This is a genomic window from Chryseobacterium sp. NRRL B-14798 (assembly GCF_050470705.1).
In the GTDB taxonomy this organism is placed as follows: domain Bacteria; phylum Bacteroidota; class Bacteroidia; order Flavobacteriales; family Weeksellaceae; genus Chryseobacterium; species Chryseobacterium cupriresistens.
Genome location: NZ_JBFLUL010000005.1, coordinates 1,550,001 through 1,566,992, shown reverse-complemented (window position 1 = coordinate 1,566,992; position 16,992 = coordinate 1,550,001). Strand labels below are relative to the sequence as shown.

18 protein-coding genes are annotated in these 16,992 nt (G+C 36.6%); 10 read left to right on the top strand and 8 right to left on the bottom strand.

Annotation, left to right across the window (positions count from 1 at the left end):
- Window positions 1–82 precede the first annotated feature (82 nt).
- Complete coding sequence (locus AB1278_RS07470; RefSeq protein ID WP_202839002.1) at window positions 83–1,105, bottom strand: 3-oxoacyl-ACP synthase III family protein; 1,023 nt, start codon at window positions 1,103–1,105, stop codon at window positions 83–85.
- 73 nt (window positions 1,106–1,178) lie between these two features.
- Here AB1278_RS07470 and AB1278_RS07465 point away from each other — a divergent pair, with 73 nt between their 5' ends.
- From AB1278_RS07465 to AB1278_RS07445, 5 genes are all read left to right on the top strand, one after another.
- Window positions 1,179–2,078 (top strand): magnesium transporter CorA family protein, encoded by a 900-nt coding sequence (locus AB1278_RS07465; RefSeq protein WP_202839000.1) that lies wholly within the window; start codon window positions 1,179–1,181, stop codon window positions 2,076–2,078.
- A 92-nt stretch (window positions 2,079–2,170) separates the two neighbouring features.
- Window positions 2,171–3,757, top strand: a complete 1,587-nt coding sequence (locus tag AB1278_RS07460) for a patatin-like phospholipase family protein (protein ID WP_429813374.1) — start codon at window positions 2,171–2,173, stop codon at window positions 3,755–3,757.
- 44 nt (window positions 3,758–3,801) lie between these two features.
- Complete coding sequence (locus AB1278_RS07455) at window positions 3,802–4,305, top strand: DUF2199 domain-containing protein (protein ID WP_343644224.1); 504 nt, start codon at window positions 3,802–3,804, stop codon at window positions 4,303–4,305.
- The gene (locus AB1278_RS07450; RefSeq protein WP_343644225.1) at window positions 4,306–4,785 is read left to right on the top strand and encodes a hypothetical protein; all 480 of its coding nucleotides are present in this window, start codon (window positions 4,306–4,308) and stop codon (window positions 4,783–4,785) included.
- Complete coding sequence (locus AB1278_RS07445) at window positions 4,782–5,234, top strand: hypothetical protein (protein WP_343644226.1); 453 nt, start codon at window positions 4,782–4,784, stop codon at window positions 5,232–5,234. Before AB1278_RS07450 ends, AB1278_RS07445 begins: the two co-directional genes overlap by 4 nt.
- Before the next feature lie 43 nt (window positions 5,235–5,277).
- Here AB1278_RS07445 and AB1278_RS07440 read toward each other — a convergent pair whose 3' ends face one another.
- Complete coding sequence (locus tag AB1278_RS07440; RefSeq protein WP_343644227.1) at window positions 5,278–5,808, bottom strand: NAD(P)H-dependent oxidoreductase; 531 nt, start codon at window positions 5,806–5,808, stop codon at window positions 5,278–5,280.
- A 91-nt stretch (window positions 5,809–5,899) separates the two neighbouring features.
- Between AB1278_RS07440 and AB1278_RS07435 the strand changes: the two genes are divergently transcribed.
- Both AB1278_RS07435 and AB1278_RS07430 read left to right on the top strand, forming a co-directional pair.
- Entirely contained in the window at window positions 5,900–6,265 is a 366-nt protein-coding gene (locus AB1278_RS07435; RefSeq protein ID WP_202838989.1) for a winged helix-turn-helix transcriptional regulator, read from the top strand.
- A gap of 397 nt (window positions 6,266–6,662) precedes the next feature.
- Window positions 6,663–7,658, top strand: a complete 996-nt coding sequence (locus AB1278_RS07430) for an IS110 family transposase (protein ID WP_429813369.1) — start codon at window positions 6,663–6,665, stop codon at window positions 7,656–7,658.
- 93 nt (window positions 7,659–7,751) lie between these two features.
- Here AB1278_RS07430 and AB1278_RS07425 read toward each other — a convergent pair whose 3' ends face one another.
- Window positions 7,752–8,312 (bottom strand): DNA-3-methyladenine glycosylase I, encoded by a 561-nt coding sequence (locus AB1278_RS07425; protein WP_429813366.1) that lies wholly within the window; start codon window positions 8,310–8,312, stop codon window positions 7,752–7,754.
- A gap of 168 nt (window positions 8,313–8,480) precedes the next feature.
- Between AB1278_RS07425 and AB1278_RS07420 the strand changes: the two genes are divergently transcribed.
- From AB1278_RS07420 to AB1278_RS07410, 3 genes are read left to right on the top strand one after another with little or no spacing between them, the layout of a single operon-like run.
- Window positions 8,481–9,395 (top strand): alpha/beta hydrolase, encoded by a 915-nt coding sequence (locus AB1278_RS07420; protein WP_343644188.1) that lies wholly within the window; start codon window positions 8,481–8,483, stop codon window positions 9,393–9,395.
- 17 nt (window positions 9,396–9,412) lie between these two features.
- Window positions 9,413–9,790: a hypothetical protein gene (locus AB1278_RS07415; RefSeq protein ID WP_343644186.1), complete on the top strand. Its 378-nt coding sequence runs from the start codon at window positions 9,413–9,415 to the stop codon at window positions 9,788–9,790.
- A gap of 55 nt (window positions 9,791–9,845) precedes the next feature.
- The gene (locus AB1278_RS07410) at window positions 9,846–10,859 is read left to right on the top strand and encodes a TQO small subunit DoxD (RefSeq protein WP_343644185.1); all 1,014 of its coding nucleotides are present in this window, start codon (window positions 9,846–9,848) and stop codon (window positions 10,857–10,859) included.
- A 133-nt stretch (window positions 10,860–10,992) separates the two neighbouring features.
- Here the strand turns inward: AB1278_RS07410 and AB1278_RS07405 are convergent, their stop codons facing one another.
- The 5 genes from AB1278_RS07405 to AB1278_RS07385 all read right to left on the bottom strand — a co-directional run bounded on the left by AB1278_RS07405 (window position 10,993) and on the right by AB1278_RS07385 (window position 16,761).
- Window positions 10,993–11,589, bottom strand: a complete 597-nt coding sequence (locus AB1278_RS07405) for a hypothetical protein (RefSeq protein ID WP_343644183.1) — start codon at window positions 11,587–11,589, stop codon at window positions 10,993–10,995.
- Window positions 11,590–11,984: 395 nt separating this feature from the next.
- Window positions 11,985–13,562 carry a DHA2 family efflux MFS transporter permease subunit gene (locus tag AB1278_RS07400; RefSeq protein WP_062674556.1) on the bottom strand — a complete coding sequence of 526 codons (1,578 nt, stop codon included), beginning with the start codon at window positions 13,560–13,562 and terminating at the stop codon, window positions 11,985–11,987.
- Window positions 13,563–13,702: 140 nt separating this feature from the next.
- The gene (locus AB1278_RS07395; protein WP_202838983.1) at window positions 13,703–14,806 is read right to left on the bottom strand and encodes an HlyD family secretion protein; all 1,104 of its coding nucleotides are present in this window, start codon (window positions 14,804–14,806) and stop codon (window positions 13,703–13,705) included.
- A 16-nt stretch (window positions 14,807–14,822) separates the two neighbouring features.
- Window positions 14,823–16,139 (bottom strand): TolC family protein, encoded by a 1,317-nt coding sequence (locus AB1278_RS07390; RefSeq protein WP_395974520.1) that lies wholly within the window; start codon window positions 16,137–16,139, stop codon window positions 14,823–14,825.
- Window positions 16,123–16,761: a TetR/AcrR family transcriptional regulator gene (locus tag AB1278_RS07385; RefSeq protein ID WP_202838980.1), complete on the bottom strand. Its 639-nt coding sequence runs from the start codon at window positions 16,759–16,761 to the stop codon at window positions 16,123–16,125. The genes AB1278_RS07390 and AB1278_RS07385 overlap by 17 nt, the downstream gene beginning before the upstream one ends.
- Window positions 16,762–16,992 lie beyond the last annotated feature (231 nt).

The window sequence follows — 16,992 nt, the reverse complement described above, 5'->3', positions numbered from 1 at the left end:
TCACCTAAATCAATTAATTAAAAATCAACCAATTAGATAAAATCAATTAAAAAAACTGCCTAATTTATTAAATGATGAAAAATTAAAAATTAAACAAAACACTCCCCCAGGTGAATCCACTTCCAAATGCTGAAAGAAGTACAAGGTCACCTCTTTTTATTTTTCCCTGTTCTATCGCTTCACTCAAAGCAATAGGAATAGAAGCAGCGGTTGTATTTCCGTATTTCTGAATGTTGTTGAAGACTTTCTCATCCGGTAATCCGAATTTTTCCTGTACAAACTGGGCAATTCTCAAGTTCGCCTGGTGCGGAATAAACATATCAAGATCTTCAACCGTCTTTCCGGCTTTGTTCAAAGCTTCCATCATGGTTTCGGGGAATCTTGTTACCGCATGCTTGAATACGAAGTTTCCGTTCATGATCGGATATACTTCTTTGTTCGTTACATTTTCAGGATCTTTTCTCATTCTGTCGCTCCATCCGAATTTTGAACCCGGGAACTGGGTACAAAGATCGTCAGCATATTTTCCTTCAGAATGCATATTCATTGCTAAAATATCTCCTGCATTCTCATCTTCTGATGCAGAAAGAACAATTGCTCCTGCCCCATCACCAAAAATAACAGAAACTCCTCTACCTTCGTCAGAAAAGTCCAATCCGAAAGAATGAACTTCTGCTCCTACCACAAGAATATTTTTATAAGTACCGGATTTGATGAATGCATTGGCCACACTCATAGAATATACAAATCCTGAACATTGATTTCTTACATCCAGTGCTCCGATCGTATCACATCCCAGCATGTCCTGAAGCAGGACACCACATCCCGGAAAGTAATAATCCGGTGAAAGCGTTGCAAAAACAATATAATCAATATCTTTTGAGGTAAGACCAGCATTGCGGATGGCTTTTTCTGCAGCTTTAAAACCTAGATAAGCGCTGGTTTCCTGAGAGTCATATCTGTTTTTTCTGTGTCTTCTTTCCTTGATACCTGTTCTTTCCGTAATCCATTCGTCATTGGTAGTCATTAGTTTTGCTAAATCATCATTTGTAACAACGTTATCTGGAACATAAAATCCCACACCTTTTATTGTACTTTTAATCATATAGTTTTTTAATTTTGGCAAAGATAAAACTTATTTAACACATAGTTTTTCAAAATATTAGTATTTTTACTTTATGCCAATTGATACGATATACAGAACCTCCCAGTGCGAATGGGTAGATGTAGAGGCTCCTACTTTAGAAGACCTGAAATTTCTTCATGAAAGATATGAAATCAACAACCTTCTTCTGGAAGATACGATGGATCCTAATCACCTTCCGAAATATGAAGAAGACGGGAATGTAAAATTCTTTTTACTCCGTGAAAGTACCGAACTGGAAAGAAAGAATTTGAATACCATCAGTGATATCAGTACCAAGATTGGGATTTTTCTGGTTGAAAATACCATTATTACCATCCACAGGATGAAAACCAGAAGTATCACAGAGACCAAGAAAAAAGTCTCCCTGATTCAGGAAGATGTTACTCCTCAGCAAATCACCCTGATGATTGCTATCTTAATTATGAAAAGTTTTGACGATGAATCTTTAAGTCTGTTCGAAACGATGGACAATATAGAAAATGAAATTTTTCTTAAAAACACGAATCATACCAGCCAGATCCGCCGTCTTTACAAACTGAAACGAAAATCGGGCTTGAATTCCCGCGTACTGGTAATCTCTACGGATGCTATTGATAAATTTAAACTGCTGAATTTACAGGACTCAGAAATTGTCGATTTGAAAGATAAACATAAGGATGTAGTTGCCGATTTTGATCATTTAAACATTCAGATTACCAACCTTATTTCCATGTTCCTGGCACTTTCGGACCAAAAAGCCAACCAGGTGATGAAGGTGTTGGCCATTTATTCTGTTTACTTTTTACCAATCACTTTCATTGCCGGAGTTTACGGGATGAATTTCGATAATATGCCTGAGCTTCATCATAAGTATGGATATTTTATAACATTGGGAGCGATGGCTACTGTAGTAATCAGTACATTTATTTATGTAAGGCGAAAACAGTGGTGATTCATTTTTATATCAATACAAAGGCACAAAGATTTTAATAATCCAATTGATGATCTTTGTCTTTTACCGGCACATCCTCAAAACAAAATACCATGACTACCGAAAACCTCAACAAAATTCTGGAAGATCCTTCTCTTTCACAGGCATCAAAAGATAAATTGCTTGCCTTACACGGGAATATAACTGCCAAAGAATTCTCTGATATTCTGGATCAGTCCGGTAATCAGTATATAGAGTTTGTACAGGAAGGTGGCGGTGTCTGGGGAAGTGCACTGGTAGGCTATCTTTATGGTCTGGAAATATTCGGAATCCGTTTTCTGAAAGTAGCAGGAACGAGTGCCGGAGCTATTAATACCATGCTTATTGCAGCCTGCAAAACCAAAGAAGAACCTAAAAGTGAGCTGATCAAGGATATACTTTTCAGCTGGAATTTTGCTGATTTTATGGATGGGAAAACCTATGTAAAAACGACTCTTCATGCGATGCTGAACAACAAAGATTTTTTTAAAATCAATGCCATCATTGCAGTCATTCTTTTCATTATTCTGCTCAGCATTCCTTTTCTGGCTCCTCCCACAACAATCCTGAATGCCAAGCTGATGTTCCTGATTCCATTGATTCCGGCTGTCATTCTCTTTTTCTGTATTAAAAAGCTTTATAATAATTTCAGAAAAGAAAACAGCGGACTGAATCCCGGAAATGTTTTTCAGAATACCATGCAGAATGCGCTGGCCCAATTTGGAATACAAACAGTTGCCGATCTCAATAAAAAATTCATTCAGAAAGAAAAAGACCTCAATCTCAGCTACCGTTATGGGAACGGGCAGGAATATTATCAGATGGCTTTGCAAAGCATTGAAAAGATTAAAATCAAAAATCAGGAACACATTGACCAGACCCGGTACAGAATTTTCTATGAAAGTGCCGTCAATAATGATTATTATAAAAACAATCCGTTTTACCTTCTTTCCTCAGAATATGTGGTTATTACCACTGATATCAATGCTAAAATTAAAGTAGAACTTCCTACGATGGCCAATCTCTACTGGTCCGAAGAGGAACTGAAGCACATCAGCCCGGCTGAATTTGTAAGAGCCTCTATGGCGGTACCTTTTTTCTTTGAACCTTTCCAGAAACAAATTAACAGAAACGATGATTCTGTAAAATATGCCTGGAGGTATTGGATGAATACCCAACCGGAAAATATAAATCCGGCAGGAGTTTTCATTGATGGCGGCAGTATTTCCAACTTCCCTATTGACCTTTTTCACGCGGATGAAGTTTTTTATCCGAGAATGCCTCTTTTTGGGGTACAGCTAACCAGTGATTCTGCCATTCTTTCTGAAAAAGGAAAAACCAGTGAAGAAATCCTTAAAACACCGTTCAGCTACGCAGGAAATATCATCAGTACCCTGAAAGGTTTTAATGATAAGACATTCCTTACCAAACATACTTTTTATAAGCTATACAGTATACAGACCGTTAACTGCGGCACCAGCAGCTGGCTGAATTTCTTTATGAAAAGAGAAGAAAAGGAAGAACTCTTCAACAGAGGTTTTCAGGCTGCCCTTGATTTTCTCAACACATTTGATTGGGAAAAGTACAAATATGAAAGAATGATGCTTACGATGAAGGAGAAAAAAATACTCAAAGAAGAGGATACGCCTACGGTGGGATAAGGGTTTTTGCTTTTAAATTTAATCAACATTATAAATAAAATACGATGATGAAATACATCTGCCAATGTTGCGGAGAAGAGAAAGAAGACTGGCCTGCGATATCCTATAATGCTCCTTATTTCTATTACTGCTTATCGGAAGAAGAGTTAAAAAATACTGAACTTACCTCAGATTTATGTGTTGTTGAAGATCCTGAAGATACCCATAGATTTATCCGTACTGTTCTGGTACAGGAAGTCACAGATGACTGTAGAGATCTGGATTATGGAATCTGGGTTTCACTGAGTGAAAAAAGCTTCAATGAATATGTTGAAAACTATGATAACAAGGAATTTGAAGCTGAATATTTCGGATGGCTTTCCACCTATCTTCCGGATTATGAGTTTGAGGAAAGTGTTCCTACAACTGTAGTAGTCAATAATTCTATCGGGCGTCCCTTTGTTTATCCTCACCAAAGCTATGAGCATCCGTTTGTATACGACTTTTATAATGGCATTACAAAAAAAGAAGCAGAGAAAAGAATAAACAGGGTTTTAAATAAAGAATAAATGAACTGGATTATCAGAAGTACAAAAAAGGTAAAATTCCATACCAATCTTCATGAGGTTTTGAAACCTATATGGAATGATCTTGCCATTTATAAATGGATTTTGACGGATTTAGATTTTATATCTGATCAGACTCTTCCCATTAATTTTGATGAAGATTATTTTGTGTTGGATCATCCGGAATTTGAACAGCTCTATCAAAGCAATACTCAGATCATTTGGGGGATCATTTCAGCCGTTCCAAATACTATTGAACCCGATACTTCAGCCTTTTCCATCTTATCTGTTGAAGATACAAGTATTTGGGAACCTGATCATTTTTTAATTCAAGAAAGCATTTTAGAAATTATTGCTTTTGACAGTGGATATACCCTTGTGAAATTTAAAGATATAAATCTTTCAGATACATTTAAAGAATATTTCCAGGAGCAGGCAATAGATCTGCAGAAGTTCAACAAGAAATATAGAACTGGAGCATGAAAAAATTGATCTCAGAAAAGTTTCACATTATTATTTTGATAGCCACTGTAATTTTTATCATATTTTGTTTAATTAGTGCCCATTTAGGAATAAACAATATACTCAAAAGCCCAAAATACACCATTGGAGAAGCTATATCAGACTGGCATCACAAAAATAATAATGGTGTAGGAATAGATTACAAATATGATGTTAATGGTATTATCTATTCTAAAACAGCCAATTTCTCTTATAAGAAAGGAGATAAATTTCTGATCATTTTTGATTCTATAAAACCCGATAATTCAGCGATACTTGACATCTATTCTATTGAAAACTACCTTATGGATGTAAAAGTTCCTTCAAAAGGCTGGAAATATCAGGATGTTCCCTTTAATATTGACAGTAATACCATAAAGAAATATGTACAGGACTGGAATGTGGAGCCTTTTGAATACATACAAAAGTAAATTGAACCCGTTTTAATTCAAGTTCAATTTTACTTTCATTCAGTTATAAATTGTCCAGAAACTTCAGATACATCGGAACACTTCTGTTGATCCATTCATCGGAAGAATCTCTTTCAATTCCATAATACACGAATGGTTTTTTATAATCGGCTTTTATATAATCGAAAGTCAGTTCATAAGGTCGGAAAAGTTCATTCATCGTGTATTTATATTCCCCTGTTTCAGAATATCCATCTTCATCTATTCCTGCGGTAACAGCCAGTGTCATTTTCTTTCCGGCCAGTTTGAAACCGCTGTTGCTTCCATACGCCCAGCCATACAAAACCACTTCATCCAGCCATTGTTTTAAAAGCGGCGGACTGCTGAACCAGTAAAAAGGAAACTGAAATACAATCTTGTTATACGATTCCATCAGCTTCTGCTCTTCTGCCACATTGATTTTTCCATCAGGATAAGCTTCGTACAGTTGATGAACCGTGTATTTCTCAGGATATTTTTTTAACTCGTCGATCCATTTTTTATTAATCACTGATTTTTCAATATCAGGATGGGTAACAATTACTAAAGTCTTCATTCTGTTTAAATTTCTGTTACAAAATTACAACACGTTACTTACATTTCGTACATTAGCAACCTATTGTATGGTACTATAAAAAATGTAAGTAATGACTAAAATAAAGGAAACCTCAACCAATTTTGCCAATAAAAAAGCACTTGCTGATGAATGTCCGGAAATCTATGCTTCCAATATTATCGGAGGACAGTGGGCATTGGCTATCTGTTGTTATCTTATCAACGGGAAAATGAGATTCGGGGAACTAAAAAAGAAGCTTCAGAACATTACTGAACGTATGCTTACTCTCCAGCTCCGCAGGCTGGAAGAGGACAAAATCATTACCAGAACCGTATATGCCGAAGTTCCTCCACGGGTAGAATATGAGCTTACAGAAATCGGCTATAAGCTGAGGCCCATCATTCTTGAGTTTGAAAAATGGGGTAATGAGCATAAACAGATTATGGAAAACAAGTAAAAGGTTTGGTTAAAAGATTTTTGCAAAGATCTTACACTCAACGGAGACAGGCACATAAAAATGATCTGATCGATCAATTCAATAGAAATGGGCTTGAGCCAGAGCTTAAAACCCTAGCTACCAGCTGACATATAAAATGGAATTTCTTTTTCTATTCTTAATTTTCGGAAGCTGGATTCCTACCTTTAGATTAGTTCTATGAAATAAATGATTACATTTAGAAAAGAGCAAGCATTTAGTTACACTATAGATTCCTTAGAATATGATTCATATTCCGATAAAGAACTAAATGCTTTTTCATCAAAAGGCTTAAATAGAAATTCGGGATTTAAAGCCCATTATCAAGGTGTTAAGAATAAGATGAATTGCTCTTCCATTTATAAATTAAACCAAAAGTATGGAAAAAATTGTAATAGGTATTGACATTAGTGCTAAGACACTGGATATCTGTATTAAAAAGTGTGGTTCTTATTCTTTTTATGTTATTGCCAATGAAGCTAAGGCAATCAAAGTATTCTTCAAAATCTTTCAAAAATCGAAATCTGAGATTATAGTTTCCATGGAAAATACAGGAAGATATAATTGGGAATTATATCAGGTTCTGGAGTATTTTAATTTTAAAGTTTTTGTACTTAGCCCCTTACACTTAAAGAAAAGCATAGGCTTAATAAGGGGTAAAAATGATAAAATTGATGCTAAAAGGATCTGTGAGTTCACAGAAAAACATGAAAAAGAGCTCATAGAATGGAAACCATGCTCTGATAACATAAAGAAAATTAAAGTGCTGTTTTCTGAACGAAATTCTAAGATAAAGCTAAGAGCTTCTTTATTAAAACAAAGACATCTTTATTCACAACTTGAAAATATAGGATATGATTCTAAATTTTTAAAAATGAATAAAAAGGAGATTGAAGTTTTAGAAAAGCATATAAATTTTTTAGAAGATGAAATAGAACAAATCATTGATAATGACTCAGATTTATACTCCAAGAAGCAATGTATACAAAGTATTCCAGGAGTAGGAAAAGTATTAAGCTGGATGATTATTGCCAAAACGGAAGGGTTTACAAAGATTAATAACCCCAGAAAATTAGCTTGTTATGCAGGTGTGGTCCCCTTTGGCTATCAATCTGGAACATCAATAAAATTTAAACCTAAGCTTTCTTATTATGCGGATAAATCATTGAAAACAGTACTCCATATGGCTGCAATGAGAGCTGTGAGACTAGAAAATGATTTAAAAATATATTATAACAGAAAGATAAGTGATGGTAAAAACAAAATGGCAGTTTTAAACGCTGTGAGAAACAAAATTATTCATAGAATTTTTGCAATGATCAGAACGGGGAAACTATATGAAAAAAACTATAATAATTCTTTGTTTTTGTCATAGAAATCGGAATGACTGAGTGTATGCATAATGTCAAACAATTCTATAGTTCATTCTGTAGGAATCCAGACTTATTAATTCAAAGAAAGTCGTATTCTACTTCCCCTCAACCTCTTTCCACAAAGGCTTTTGAGCCAATACTTCCGAGTGTACAGGACAGGTTTCATGATGGGCTCCTTTCAGATATCCGGTGCTCATAAGAAATTCGTTTACAATTTCTCCACCTGTAAATTTGAATGTTTTTTTGAAAAGCTTCATCCATTCCTGCAAAGTCAGTGGATGATGATGCTCCAGCCATTTTTCAAAGGATCCAAATTCCTTTTGTAATTCAATGATTGTTTTAGCATTTTCAATGGCAGCATTTACCTTTAATTTATTTCTGATAATTCCAGGGTCACTCAACAGCCTTTCACGGTCTTCTTCTGTATAAACCGCTATTTTCTGAATATCAAATTGGTCATAAGCTTTTCTGAAACTGTCTTCTTTTTTCAGAACCGTTTCCCAGCTTAGTCCCGCCTGATTAATTTCCAGAATCAGTCTTCCAAACAATTCATTATCATCATGGATAGGAAATCCGTAGTGGTTATCATGGTAATTTTTGTGCAGTTCTTTTCTGCTCTCAGGCTGCATTCCTTCTATTGCTAAACAGTAACTCATTTCTGTATATTTTCTATTTTGTAAACTTTCTGACTGTAAAGATAAAGCAGGATTGTGACAACTGTTCGTCAGTAGTGTTTTAATTTTTAGATTTAACAGCCGTAAAAAAAGTTTTATAACTTTCTGTCCAGAGAAATTTAGTAGTTTAGAAGACTCAAAACAATTACCATGAAATTACTGTTTTCCCTTCTTTTGATGATAGGTTCAATGTTCTGTAAAGCACAGAATTTGTATTCTAAAGCTTATGGAGAACCTACAAACCCTTCTGTCATTTTTATCCATGGCGGGCCGGGAGGAAATGCAACTTTATTTGAGGGGACTACCGCGCAAAAACTTGCCGACAAAGGATTTTATGTCATTGTTTATGACAGACGCGGTGAAGGACGTTCAAAAGATGAAAGTGCAACCATGACATTTAAAGAAAGTTTTGAGGATTTAAAAGGTATTTATTCCGCTTATAACATCAAAAAAGCCAATATTATTGCTCACAGTTTCGGCGGAATTATCGGAACTCTGTTTACGGAACAATTTCCTGACAAGGTAAAGTCACTCACCCTTGCAGGCGCTTTATTTACCCAGCAGGAGACCTATAACCATATTCTTAAAAAGGCAAAAGAGCATTTCCAAAATGATTCTGTGCAGCTAAAAGAGATTTCAGCAATAGAAAATCTGGATAAAAATTCCGCAGCCTACAGAAAAAGATGCTATGAAACGGCTGGAAAACTTGGCTTTTTTGACATGCCCAACCCTACTCCAGAAAGTGAAAATCTGAGAAAGAAATACCTTACAGGAGAATTTTATAAAAACAATATAAGAAACCCCAACTCTCCTCTTACATTTTATCAGAATGAACCTTTAAATAACCTTGACAATACTACAGTTCTAAAAGATATCCGAAAGAAAGGAATTCCTGTTTTTGCCATATATGGTAAGAATGACAGTATATTTTCAGAAAAACAACTTAATGATCTTAAAAATATTGCCGGAAAAAGAAACTTTAAACTGATTGATAACTGCTCTCATTACTTATTTGTAGATCAGCAGGATCATTTTTTGGAATTTATTAAGCTTACATTGAAATAAAGCGTAGTTTTGTAATTATGCCCAGTTCAGGACTTCATATGAAAACTTATAAAGGTGTCATTACGATGCTTATATTGGTGTTTTCGCTGTCTCCGTGCTCAGTCAAAAGAAATGTCCTTGATATTTTTGACATTCAGTACATCAGCGGGCTTAATAAGGTAAAAACAACCTCATCGCTCTCTTTCAGCTGTGATACCGCTTTTGCTTCTTCAGAAACTGCAGTTTCAAAAACCAAAATTCAAAACCAGTACCATAAGTTTTTATCTGGTTTTAATTCAGCTACGGCCAATCTTTTTGAAGAAAAAGCTTTTCTCAATAACTATTCCGGGCATTTTACCGGGAACAGCCCTCCGAAATATATTCTGTTTAAAAGACTGAGACTTCATCTGGTTTAAACTTTTTTAAGTCAGATTATAAAAAACAGTTTTTTACAACACAATATTAATTTCAATGAAACATACCTTAAACAGCCAGTCTTCAGACATGGCCGGATTATATACTTTATCCCTCCGTATGGTTATCGGATGGACCTACTTTTCAGCGTTCTGGCGCCGTCTCATCCTTGAAAACAAACTTATTCCCGACGAAAAAGGATATATCGGGGAAAAATTCAACCATTTTTTACCCAATGCACTTGGAATAAAACCTGTTATTGAATATCTGGTGACTCATCCCGATGCTTTACAACGCTCCATGATGATTTTTACGATTATTGAGGCAATTGTCGGATTATTCATCATCCTCGGTTTATTTACCAGGCTGATGAGTATTGCCATTTTCAGCCTTGCTCTCGGGATTTTATTAGGTTCCGGCTGGCTGGGAACAACCTGCCTTGACGAGTGGCAGATTGGTGTATTGGGTGTAGCCGGTGGATTTGTCATGTTTCTCACAGGAAGTGGTCCTTATTCTCTGGATCATTATTTCATGAAAAACAACAAAAAATTCACTCAAAAAAGATGGTTTCAATGGCTTGGCTCAGGAAATTTTCCTGTGTCAGATCCAAAGGGTTTTGTACTGGCAGGCTCACTCATCATATTGGGGTTAACTCTTTTTACCAATCAGTATTTTCATGGAGGTGTGTGGGGAACACTTCACAATAAATCGGTAAAACCCAAGCTTGAAATTTCAAAAATCTCTCATCAGCACTCAAAGTTAACATTTGAAGTTTACAGGACGGAAGGTGCTGATGTGTATGGCTCTTTTCTGATGGGGATTCATATCCTCGACAAAAACGGAAAGATTTTAAAGGAACTGGATCATAAAGAACTTGCCGGAATTCCTAAAGAGGATATTCAGAATCATTATGTTGCCAAAGTGAAACCGGGAAAACACAGTCTGATAATTCCCTTAGGAGCAAAAGCTGATGTGACACTGAATATTGATGATATTTTCCAAAAAAATGATATCCACAGTCTGAAACTGATTGATGTGAGTGGTATTGAATGGATAGAAAGGATTGATTAGCGATGCGGGGTGCGAGACGCGGGTTCATGTTTAGACTAAAACTTATCCTTGATTTATTATAGAGAAAGCGGACTAAAGTCCGCTCCTATTGAATGCTGCCTGTACAATTTTCAGGTACTATTTATGTTGAAGGCTATTTTTCTGTAACCATGACATGATAGCTGCACTTGCTGTCCGGATCAAGTCTGAGTACTTTTATCTCAAGTAAAACATCCAGTCCCATAGTGTCGCAAATGCCCTGTATAAAAGGTTTGATGACTGGCCATTTCAACAGACCTGCAATTTGCAGGCTATGGGTGATTTTGTGGTAACGGTCTACTCCTTTAATGAGCAATTCGCATTTGTAGTCATTTAATTCTTTAAATTCAAAATTATATTCAGGACTGGATGTAAAAACTGCTCCCATCAATATTTTTGCAACAGCCGGAATTCCAGGCTGCAAATTGGGTTTTACTTCAAGATTCCTCAGTGTCATTCTTGATCCCAGATCGTACATAAAAGTACTGGAAATCTGTTCAATAGCTTCAGCTCCGTAAAGTTTTCCAATCTGTTTGAGCATGCCTCCATAAAAAGCCCCTGTAATATCAGAGAGGCGCTGGGTAAGCTCTGTAAAAGTTCCGGGAAAGAAATCTGCAATAAGCTGAGCCTGATTCATTTCAGGAAGATAGACATCATTTTTTCTGAAATCTGATAATGCCGCGTAAGTTTCCGGCAGTTGAATTTGATTCATATATAATAAGTTATTAGTGGCTTGAAATCATGATTTAGCTAAATAATAAAACGGAATACAATACTTCATACCGTTTTCGGATATTGGGAAATTGTCTTTATGAACTATAAAAAGCAAGTGAAGAACAGCCAGGTCTTTCAGTTCAATAACCGGAAATCAGATAAAGTATGAGGCAGCATTCCGGCAAATCCTTTTTGAATGGATTATTACAAGGTGAGGGAATTTATTCATATTTTTTTCATTTGGTGATGTAAAGCTAGAAAAAATAAATAAACTCTCCAATAAGTGATATTATTTTTTATTTAACAAAATGAAAACAGAAAGTATTGTTTATTATCATGTTAAGGCAGATACAACAAAAAAAGACCTTCGAAATTCCGAAGGTCTTTTTAAATCTAGTGCATGGCTTCACTCAAATCTATTTTTTCTTTGCTTTTTCTTTCTTTTACGAGTAAGATAAACGGAATACATATCAGGAATACGATTCCGAGGTAAAGAAATACATCCATATAAGATAAAACAGTGGCCTGTTTTGTTACGGATAAGTCGAGCATTTTATAGGCGGCATTCATTGCTGCATCAGGAGTCATCCCTTTCGCTATGAAATTGGCCTTCAATGCTGCCAGTCTTTGCTGAACATCAAAACTGTTTTCGTCCAGGTGGGAAATTAAGTTATTTCTGTACTTCTGTCCCGCATTGGCAATAAAGGTGGTGATCGCTGCAATCCCGAAAGATCCTCCCAGCTGTCTCATCATCCCTGTAAAGGCTGCTCCCTGACCAATCTCCTGCCCTTTCAGGGTACTTAATGACAAAGAGGTAATCGGAATAAATAATAATCCCAGACCTGCTCCTCTTACAATCAGCATCCAGAAGAAGGCATCTTTACTGGTATCCGGGGTCAGAATTTTGTATCCCCAGAAACTGTAAACAAAGAAGATAAATAGTCCTAATGAAACCAGGATCTGCTGTTTTGCTCCTTTTGCCAGTAGTCTCCCAATGATGGGCATCATGAAGGCTGTCGTTAATGCAGCCGGAATCATCAAAGCTCCTGACTGAAGTGCTGTCCATCCCAAAATACTCTGGGTGTACAAAGGAACGATGAATGTAGAACCATACAATCCGAATCCAAGAACGAATGACATCATAGTCCCGATTCTCAGGTTACTGTTTTTAAGTACTCTGAGCTCAACAATCGGGTACTTGAAGGTAAGTTCCCGCCAAAGGAAGAGTATAAATCCTAAAATTGCTGCTACAGTAAAGGCCACGATCATTCCACTTTCAAACCAGTCTTCTTCATGTCCTCTTTCCAGAATAAACTGTAATGAGCCTACTGTAACTGCCAGCAGAGCAATTCCAAGCCAGTCAACATCTGAAGCTTTACGTTTTTCTGCATATTTCGGGCTTCTTACAAACTGAAGCGTCATCAGCGTTGCAGCAATCCCAATCGGAATATTAATATAGAAAATATAGGGCCAGCTGAAGTTATCAACGATGTATCCTCCAAGAGGCGGACCTAGTGTAGGACCGATAATTACCCCAAGTCCGTAAATAGCCTGAGCCATACTTCTTTTTTCAATCGGATAAGATTCCGTAATAATCGTTTGTGAGGTTACCAATAAGGCTCCACCCCCAATTCCCTGCATCAATCTGAAGAACACGAGTTCCCAGATATTGGTCGCATTTCCACATAAGAATGAAAATACGGTGAATATAATGATGGATGCCGCAAAGTAATTTCTACGCCCAAACTGCTGTGAAAGCCAGCTCGTCATCGGAACAATGATAACATTCCCGATGGCATACGCTGTAATCACCCACCCTACTTCTGAAAGCGTAGCTCCAAGATTCCCCTTCATTTCATTCAAGGCAACATTGACAATCGTGGAGTCTACAATTTCAAGAAGGGCACAAAGGATAGCCGTAATCGTAATAATTACTCTCCGCGCTCCATATTCTACTAATGAATCTTGCATAAGTTTTTTTCGATGTGAAAAATCAATGGCAAATTTTGCTTCGCAGGTGAATGGTGAATTGTAAAGCCTGCCGTTTAATTGACAGCAAAGCTGATTCACTATTGACAACGAAGTTCATTGACTTTTAACAATTTTAAATGTTATTTCAAAGCAACTTCTGCCTTCACGTTCATTCCTGTTCTTAATCTTTTGGCAATATTCTTGTCAAGATTTACAAAATCAATTTTTACAGGAAGTCTCTGAACTACTTTTACGAAGTTACCACTTGCATTATCCGGAGGAAGAATAGAGAAAGTAGCTCCAGTAGCAGGAGAGAATGAGCTTACCACTCCTTCAAATTCTTTATCAGGGAAGGCATCAATCTCAATTTTCACTTTCTGCCCTTCTACCATTTTATCTACCTGCGTTTCCTTAAAGTTGGCCACCACCCATTTCTGGTCGTTTTTAACCAAAGCAAACAACTGAGCTCCCGCCTGCAGATACTGACCTGCCTGCGTAGGTACTTTTCCTACGTATCCATCTTCAGGAGCAAGGATTACAGTATAGGATAAATTCAATTTTGCATTTTCTACATCTACTTCTCTTTGTTTAGCAACAGATCCTGCCACACTGATTTGTTGTGAGCTTGCAGCCGTCTGAGAAGAAGCGATGTGAGTTTGCTGAGCAATTTGGTTTCTCTGATCCACTAAAACCTGCAACTGTCTGTCTGCAGATTGTTTTGCTGCCAAAGCCTGCTCATACTGCTGTTCCGTGATAGAATGGTCTTTTACAAGATTAGCATATCTTTTCAAATCCTGAGAAGTTTTCCAGACATTTACTTTTGCTGCTTCTATCTGAGCATTAGCAGTAACTACCGCTGCTTCAGAAGAACCTATATTTTTTGAAGTAGCTGTGGTAGTAGCTTCTGCATTTGAAATATTGCTTCTGGCTGTAGATAAAGCTGCCTGAGCCTGTTCCAGAGCCATTTTCTGATCCCTGTTATCCAAAATCACCAAGGTATCTCCTTTCTTCACAAACTGGTTGTCTTTTACTTTTACCTGAGCTACATAGCCGGAGATTTTAGAAATTACCGGTGCCATATTGGAAGCAATCTGAGCATCATCAGTCTCTTCGTGATACTGTCCGTAAGTAAAGGCTCTGTAACCGTAGATTCCTCCTCCGATTACTACTGCCGCTAAAATGATAGGAAAAACTAAACTTTTTTTCTTTTTAGGTTCAGCTGCCTGTGTATTATTATTTTCCATTTTGGTTTCGATCTGATTATTTAATTGTTAAAGTTCCTGTTGTCTGTAATAGTTTTCTGTATGCCAGTGCAGCATCTGCCTTAGCATTGATCACGCCAACATTGGCAGCAATCTGAGCTGCGTCTGCATCCAGCAATTCAGTCATGGTTGCCAAACCGTTGTCGTATTTATTTTTGGTAATTCTGTAATTTTCATTAGCCTGTTCCGCCGATTTTTCAAAAACAGCAATTCTCTTTTTCGAATAGTCTGTGTTCTGATATTCTCTGTTGACATCAAGCTTAATGTTATCATTCAGTAATTCATCAGTAGCGGCAAGCTGTTTTTCTCTCGCCTGCGATTGTCTCAATGAAGAATTTTCTTTCCAAAGATTGGACAGGTTATAAGAAACCCCGATTCCTACATTGATGGCATTGTATACGGTAAGAAACTTAGGGATATCAGCTGCTACATAACCTCCTGTAAATGCGATGGAAGGAAGATTTTCTGCTTTTGCTGCTTTCGAACCTAATTCTGCCGCTTTTCTCTGTTGTGCCAGAGCCTGTAAATCTTTACGGTTTTCTCTGGCTTCATTAACATAATAATCAACAGGTTTTACATCTGTTCCTTCTTCAATATAATTTTCATCTACTGCCAGTTCCGTTGTTTCGGGAAGACCAAGCAATAAATCCATATTGATGTTGGCAATATTGTAGTTATTCTTGGCTTCCAATAGCTGAAGTTCAATATTTGAGGTCTGAAGATTTGCCTTTAATCTGTCGTTTCTTGCAATCAAACCATTGTTTTCCATTTTAAGGAAGGTTTCATCTCTTTTTTGAGAAGCGGCAAGATTTTCTTCAAAAACCTTGATGGACTGGTTGGCTTTAAACAGGTTATTATAAGCCTGGGCAACGTTATAAGCAATGGCAATTTTATCATTCTCCGTGCTTAATTTAGAAGCTTCTACCAGATATTTTGCTGACTGAATTCCGTATTTGATTCTTCCACCGCTGTAAATGGGAACGCTAAGATTAGCAGAACCGTAAACTACCTGATGTATTTCAGGTCCGCCAGCTCCTCCTGCAAGACCAGAAAGTTTGATATCAACATTCGGTTTTATCGGAAGGTACATATAGCTACCAGACACCTTTAATTCCGGCAGTTGTCTGTTTTTAGCCTCCAAAAGATCAGCTGTAGCCTCTTCGATCTTGGCTGCATCGATCTTGAGATTCTTGCTGTTCTGGATTCCCAGCTGCACGGCCTCGTCAAGAGTAAGTGTTCTTTTCTCCTGAGCATTCGCATTTGCTATTCCTACGAATAGTGATAATGCAATCACTGAGTTATTTATTCTCTTCATAACCTAAAAGGTCTTTTAGTAAATATTTAATATGTTTATTAAGTTCTGTGTAGTATTTTTCATCAAAAGCTTCTTCATCTTCTGTTTCATTCAGGAACTCTTTATACATTTCTTTTGCATTGAATGCATAAAACAAGGTTCCGCTTACGGTAGAATGAAGGAGATAAATAGGTGGATTTTTTGTGAAAATTCCATTTTTAAGACCACTTTCCAATATTTGCGAATACATAGAAAGGAATCCCATTTTGGTTTGCTTCAAAAATTCTATAATCTGAGGATTCTTGGTATGCAGCTGCTCTCTCTGCATAATCCTGTAGAAACATTTTTGAGTCCGGATCTTGTGAGAAAACTGATCGATTACTCTTTCAATCTTCTGCCATTCGTTGATGTCTGTTCTTCCCAAAAGGTCTTTTGAGAAAAACTGACCTTCATTCATTCTGTATTCCACTAATTTCTCATAAAGTTTTTCCTTAGAGCCAAAATAATATGAGATCATAGAGATGTTTACATTCGCCGCCTTTGCAATTTCCCGGGTGGAAGTTCCTTCGAATCCCTGTTCTGCAAAGAGCTTCTCGGCAGCGAATAATATATTTTCTTCTTTTGAAATCATGTTAGTGTTCATTTTTCAGGGCGCAAATGTACACAAGTTTTCATTCAAATCAAACGATTGATTGATTTTTTAATATAGATTTAATTTATTACAAAGAAAAGACGGTTTCTATAATATATGCTGAAAGCGCAGGAAAGGCACTTTTTGATTAAAAGAGTTTTATTTTGAATTAATATTCGGGAAAACCTGAACGATAATGTTAATATTTTCAGAATGCATTCAATTGAAGTAAACGTAAAAATA

Coding starts and splice junctions, on each gene's coding strand:
- AB1278_RS07395 (WP_202838983.1), bottom strand. CDS start 14,806: ATGGAAAATAATAATACACAGGCAGCTGAACCTAAAAAGAAAAAAAGT.
- AB1278_RS07405 (WP_343644183.1), bottom strand. CDS start 11,589: ATGAATCAAATTCAACTGCCGGAAACTTACGCGGCATTATCAGATTTC.
- AB1278_RS07450 (WP_343644225.1), top strand. CDS start 4,306: ATGAACTGGATTATCAGAAGTACAAAAAAGGTAAAATTCCATACCAAT.
- AB1278_RS07420 (WP_343644188.1), top strand. CDS start 8,481: ATGAAATTACTGTTTTCCCTTCTTTTGATGATAGGTTCAATGTTCTGT.
- AB1278_RS07460 (WP_429813374.1), top strand. CDS start 2,171: ATGACTACCGAAAACCTCAACAAAATTCTGGAAGATCCTTCTCTTTCA.
- AB1278_RS07400 (WP_062674556.1), bottom strand. CDS start 13,562: ATGCAAGATTCATTAGTAGAATATGGAGCGCGGAGAGTAATTATTACG.
- AB1278_RS07465 (WP_202839000.1), top strand. CDS start 1,179: ATGCCAATTGATACGATATACAGAACCTCCCAGTGCGAATGGGTAGAT.
- AB1278_RS07435 (WP_202838989.1), top strand. CDS start 5,900: ATGACTAAAATAAAGGAAACCTCAACCAATTTTGCCAATAAAAAAGCA.
- AB1278_RS07455 (WP_343644224.1), top strand. CDS start 3,802: ATGATGAAATACATCTGCCAATGTTGCGGAGAAGAGAAAGAAGACTGG.
- AB1278_RS07445 (WP_343644226.1), top strand. CDS start 4,782: ATGAAAAAATTGATCTCAGAAAAGTTTCACATTATTATTTTGATAGCC.
- AB1278_RS07415 (WP_343644186.1), top strand. CDS start 9,413: ATGCCCAGTTCAGGACTTCATATGAAAACTTATAAAGGTGTCATTACG.
- AB1278_RS07430 (WP_429813369.1), top strand. CDS start 6,663: ATGGAAAAAATTGTAATAGGTATTGACATTAGTGCTAAGACACTGGAT.
- AB1278_RS07410 (WP_343644185.1), top strand. CDS start 9,846: ATGAAACATACCTTAAACAGCCAGTCTTCAGACATGGCCGGATTATAT.
- AB1278_RS07440 (WP_343644227.1), bottom strand. CDS start 5,808: ATGAAGACTTTAGTAATTGTTACCCATCCTGATATTGAAAAATCAGTG.
- AB1278_RS07390 (WP_395974520.1), bottom strand. CDS start 16,139: ATGAAGAGAATAAATAACTCAGTGATTGCATTATCACTATTCGTAGGA.
- AB1278_RS07385 (WP_202838980.1), bottom strand. CDS start 16,761: ATGAACACTAACATGATTTCAAAAGAAGAAAATATATTATTCGCTGCC.
- AB1278_RS07470 (WP_202839002.1), bottom strand. CDS start 1,105: ATGATTAAAAGTACAATAAAAGGTGTGGGATTTTATGTTCCAGATAAC.
- AB1278_RS07425 (WP_429813366.1), bottom strand. CDS start 8,312: ATGAGTTACTGTTTAGCAATAGAAGGAATGCAGCCTGAGAGCAGAAAA.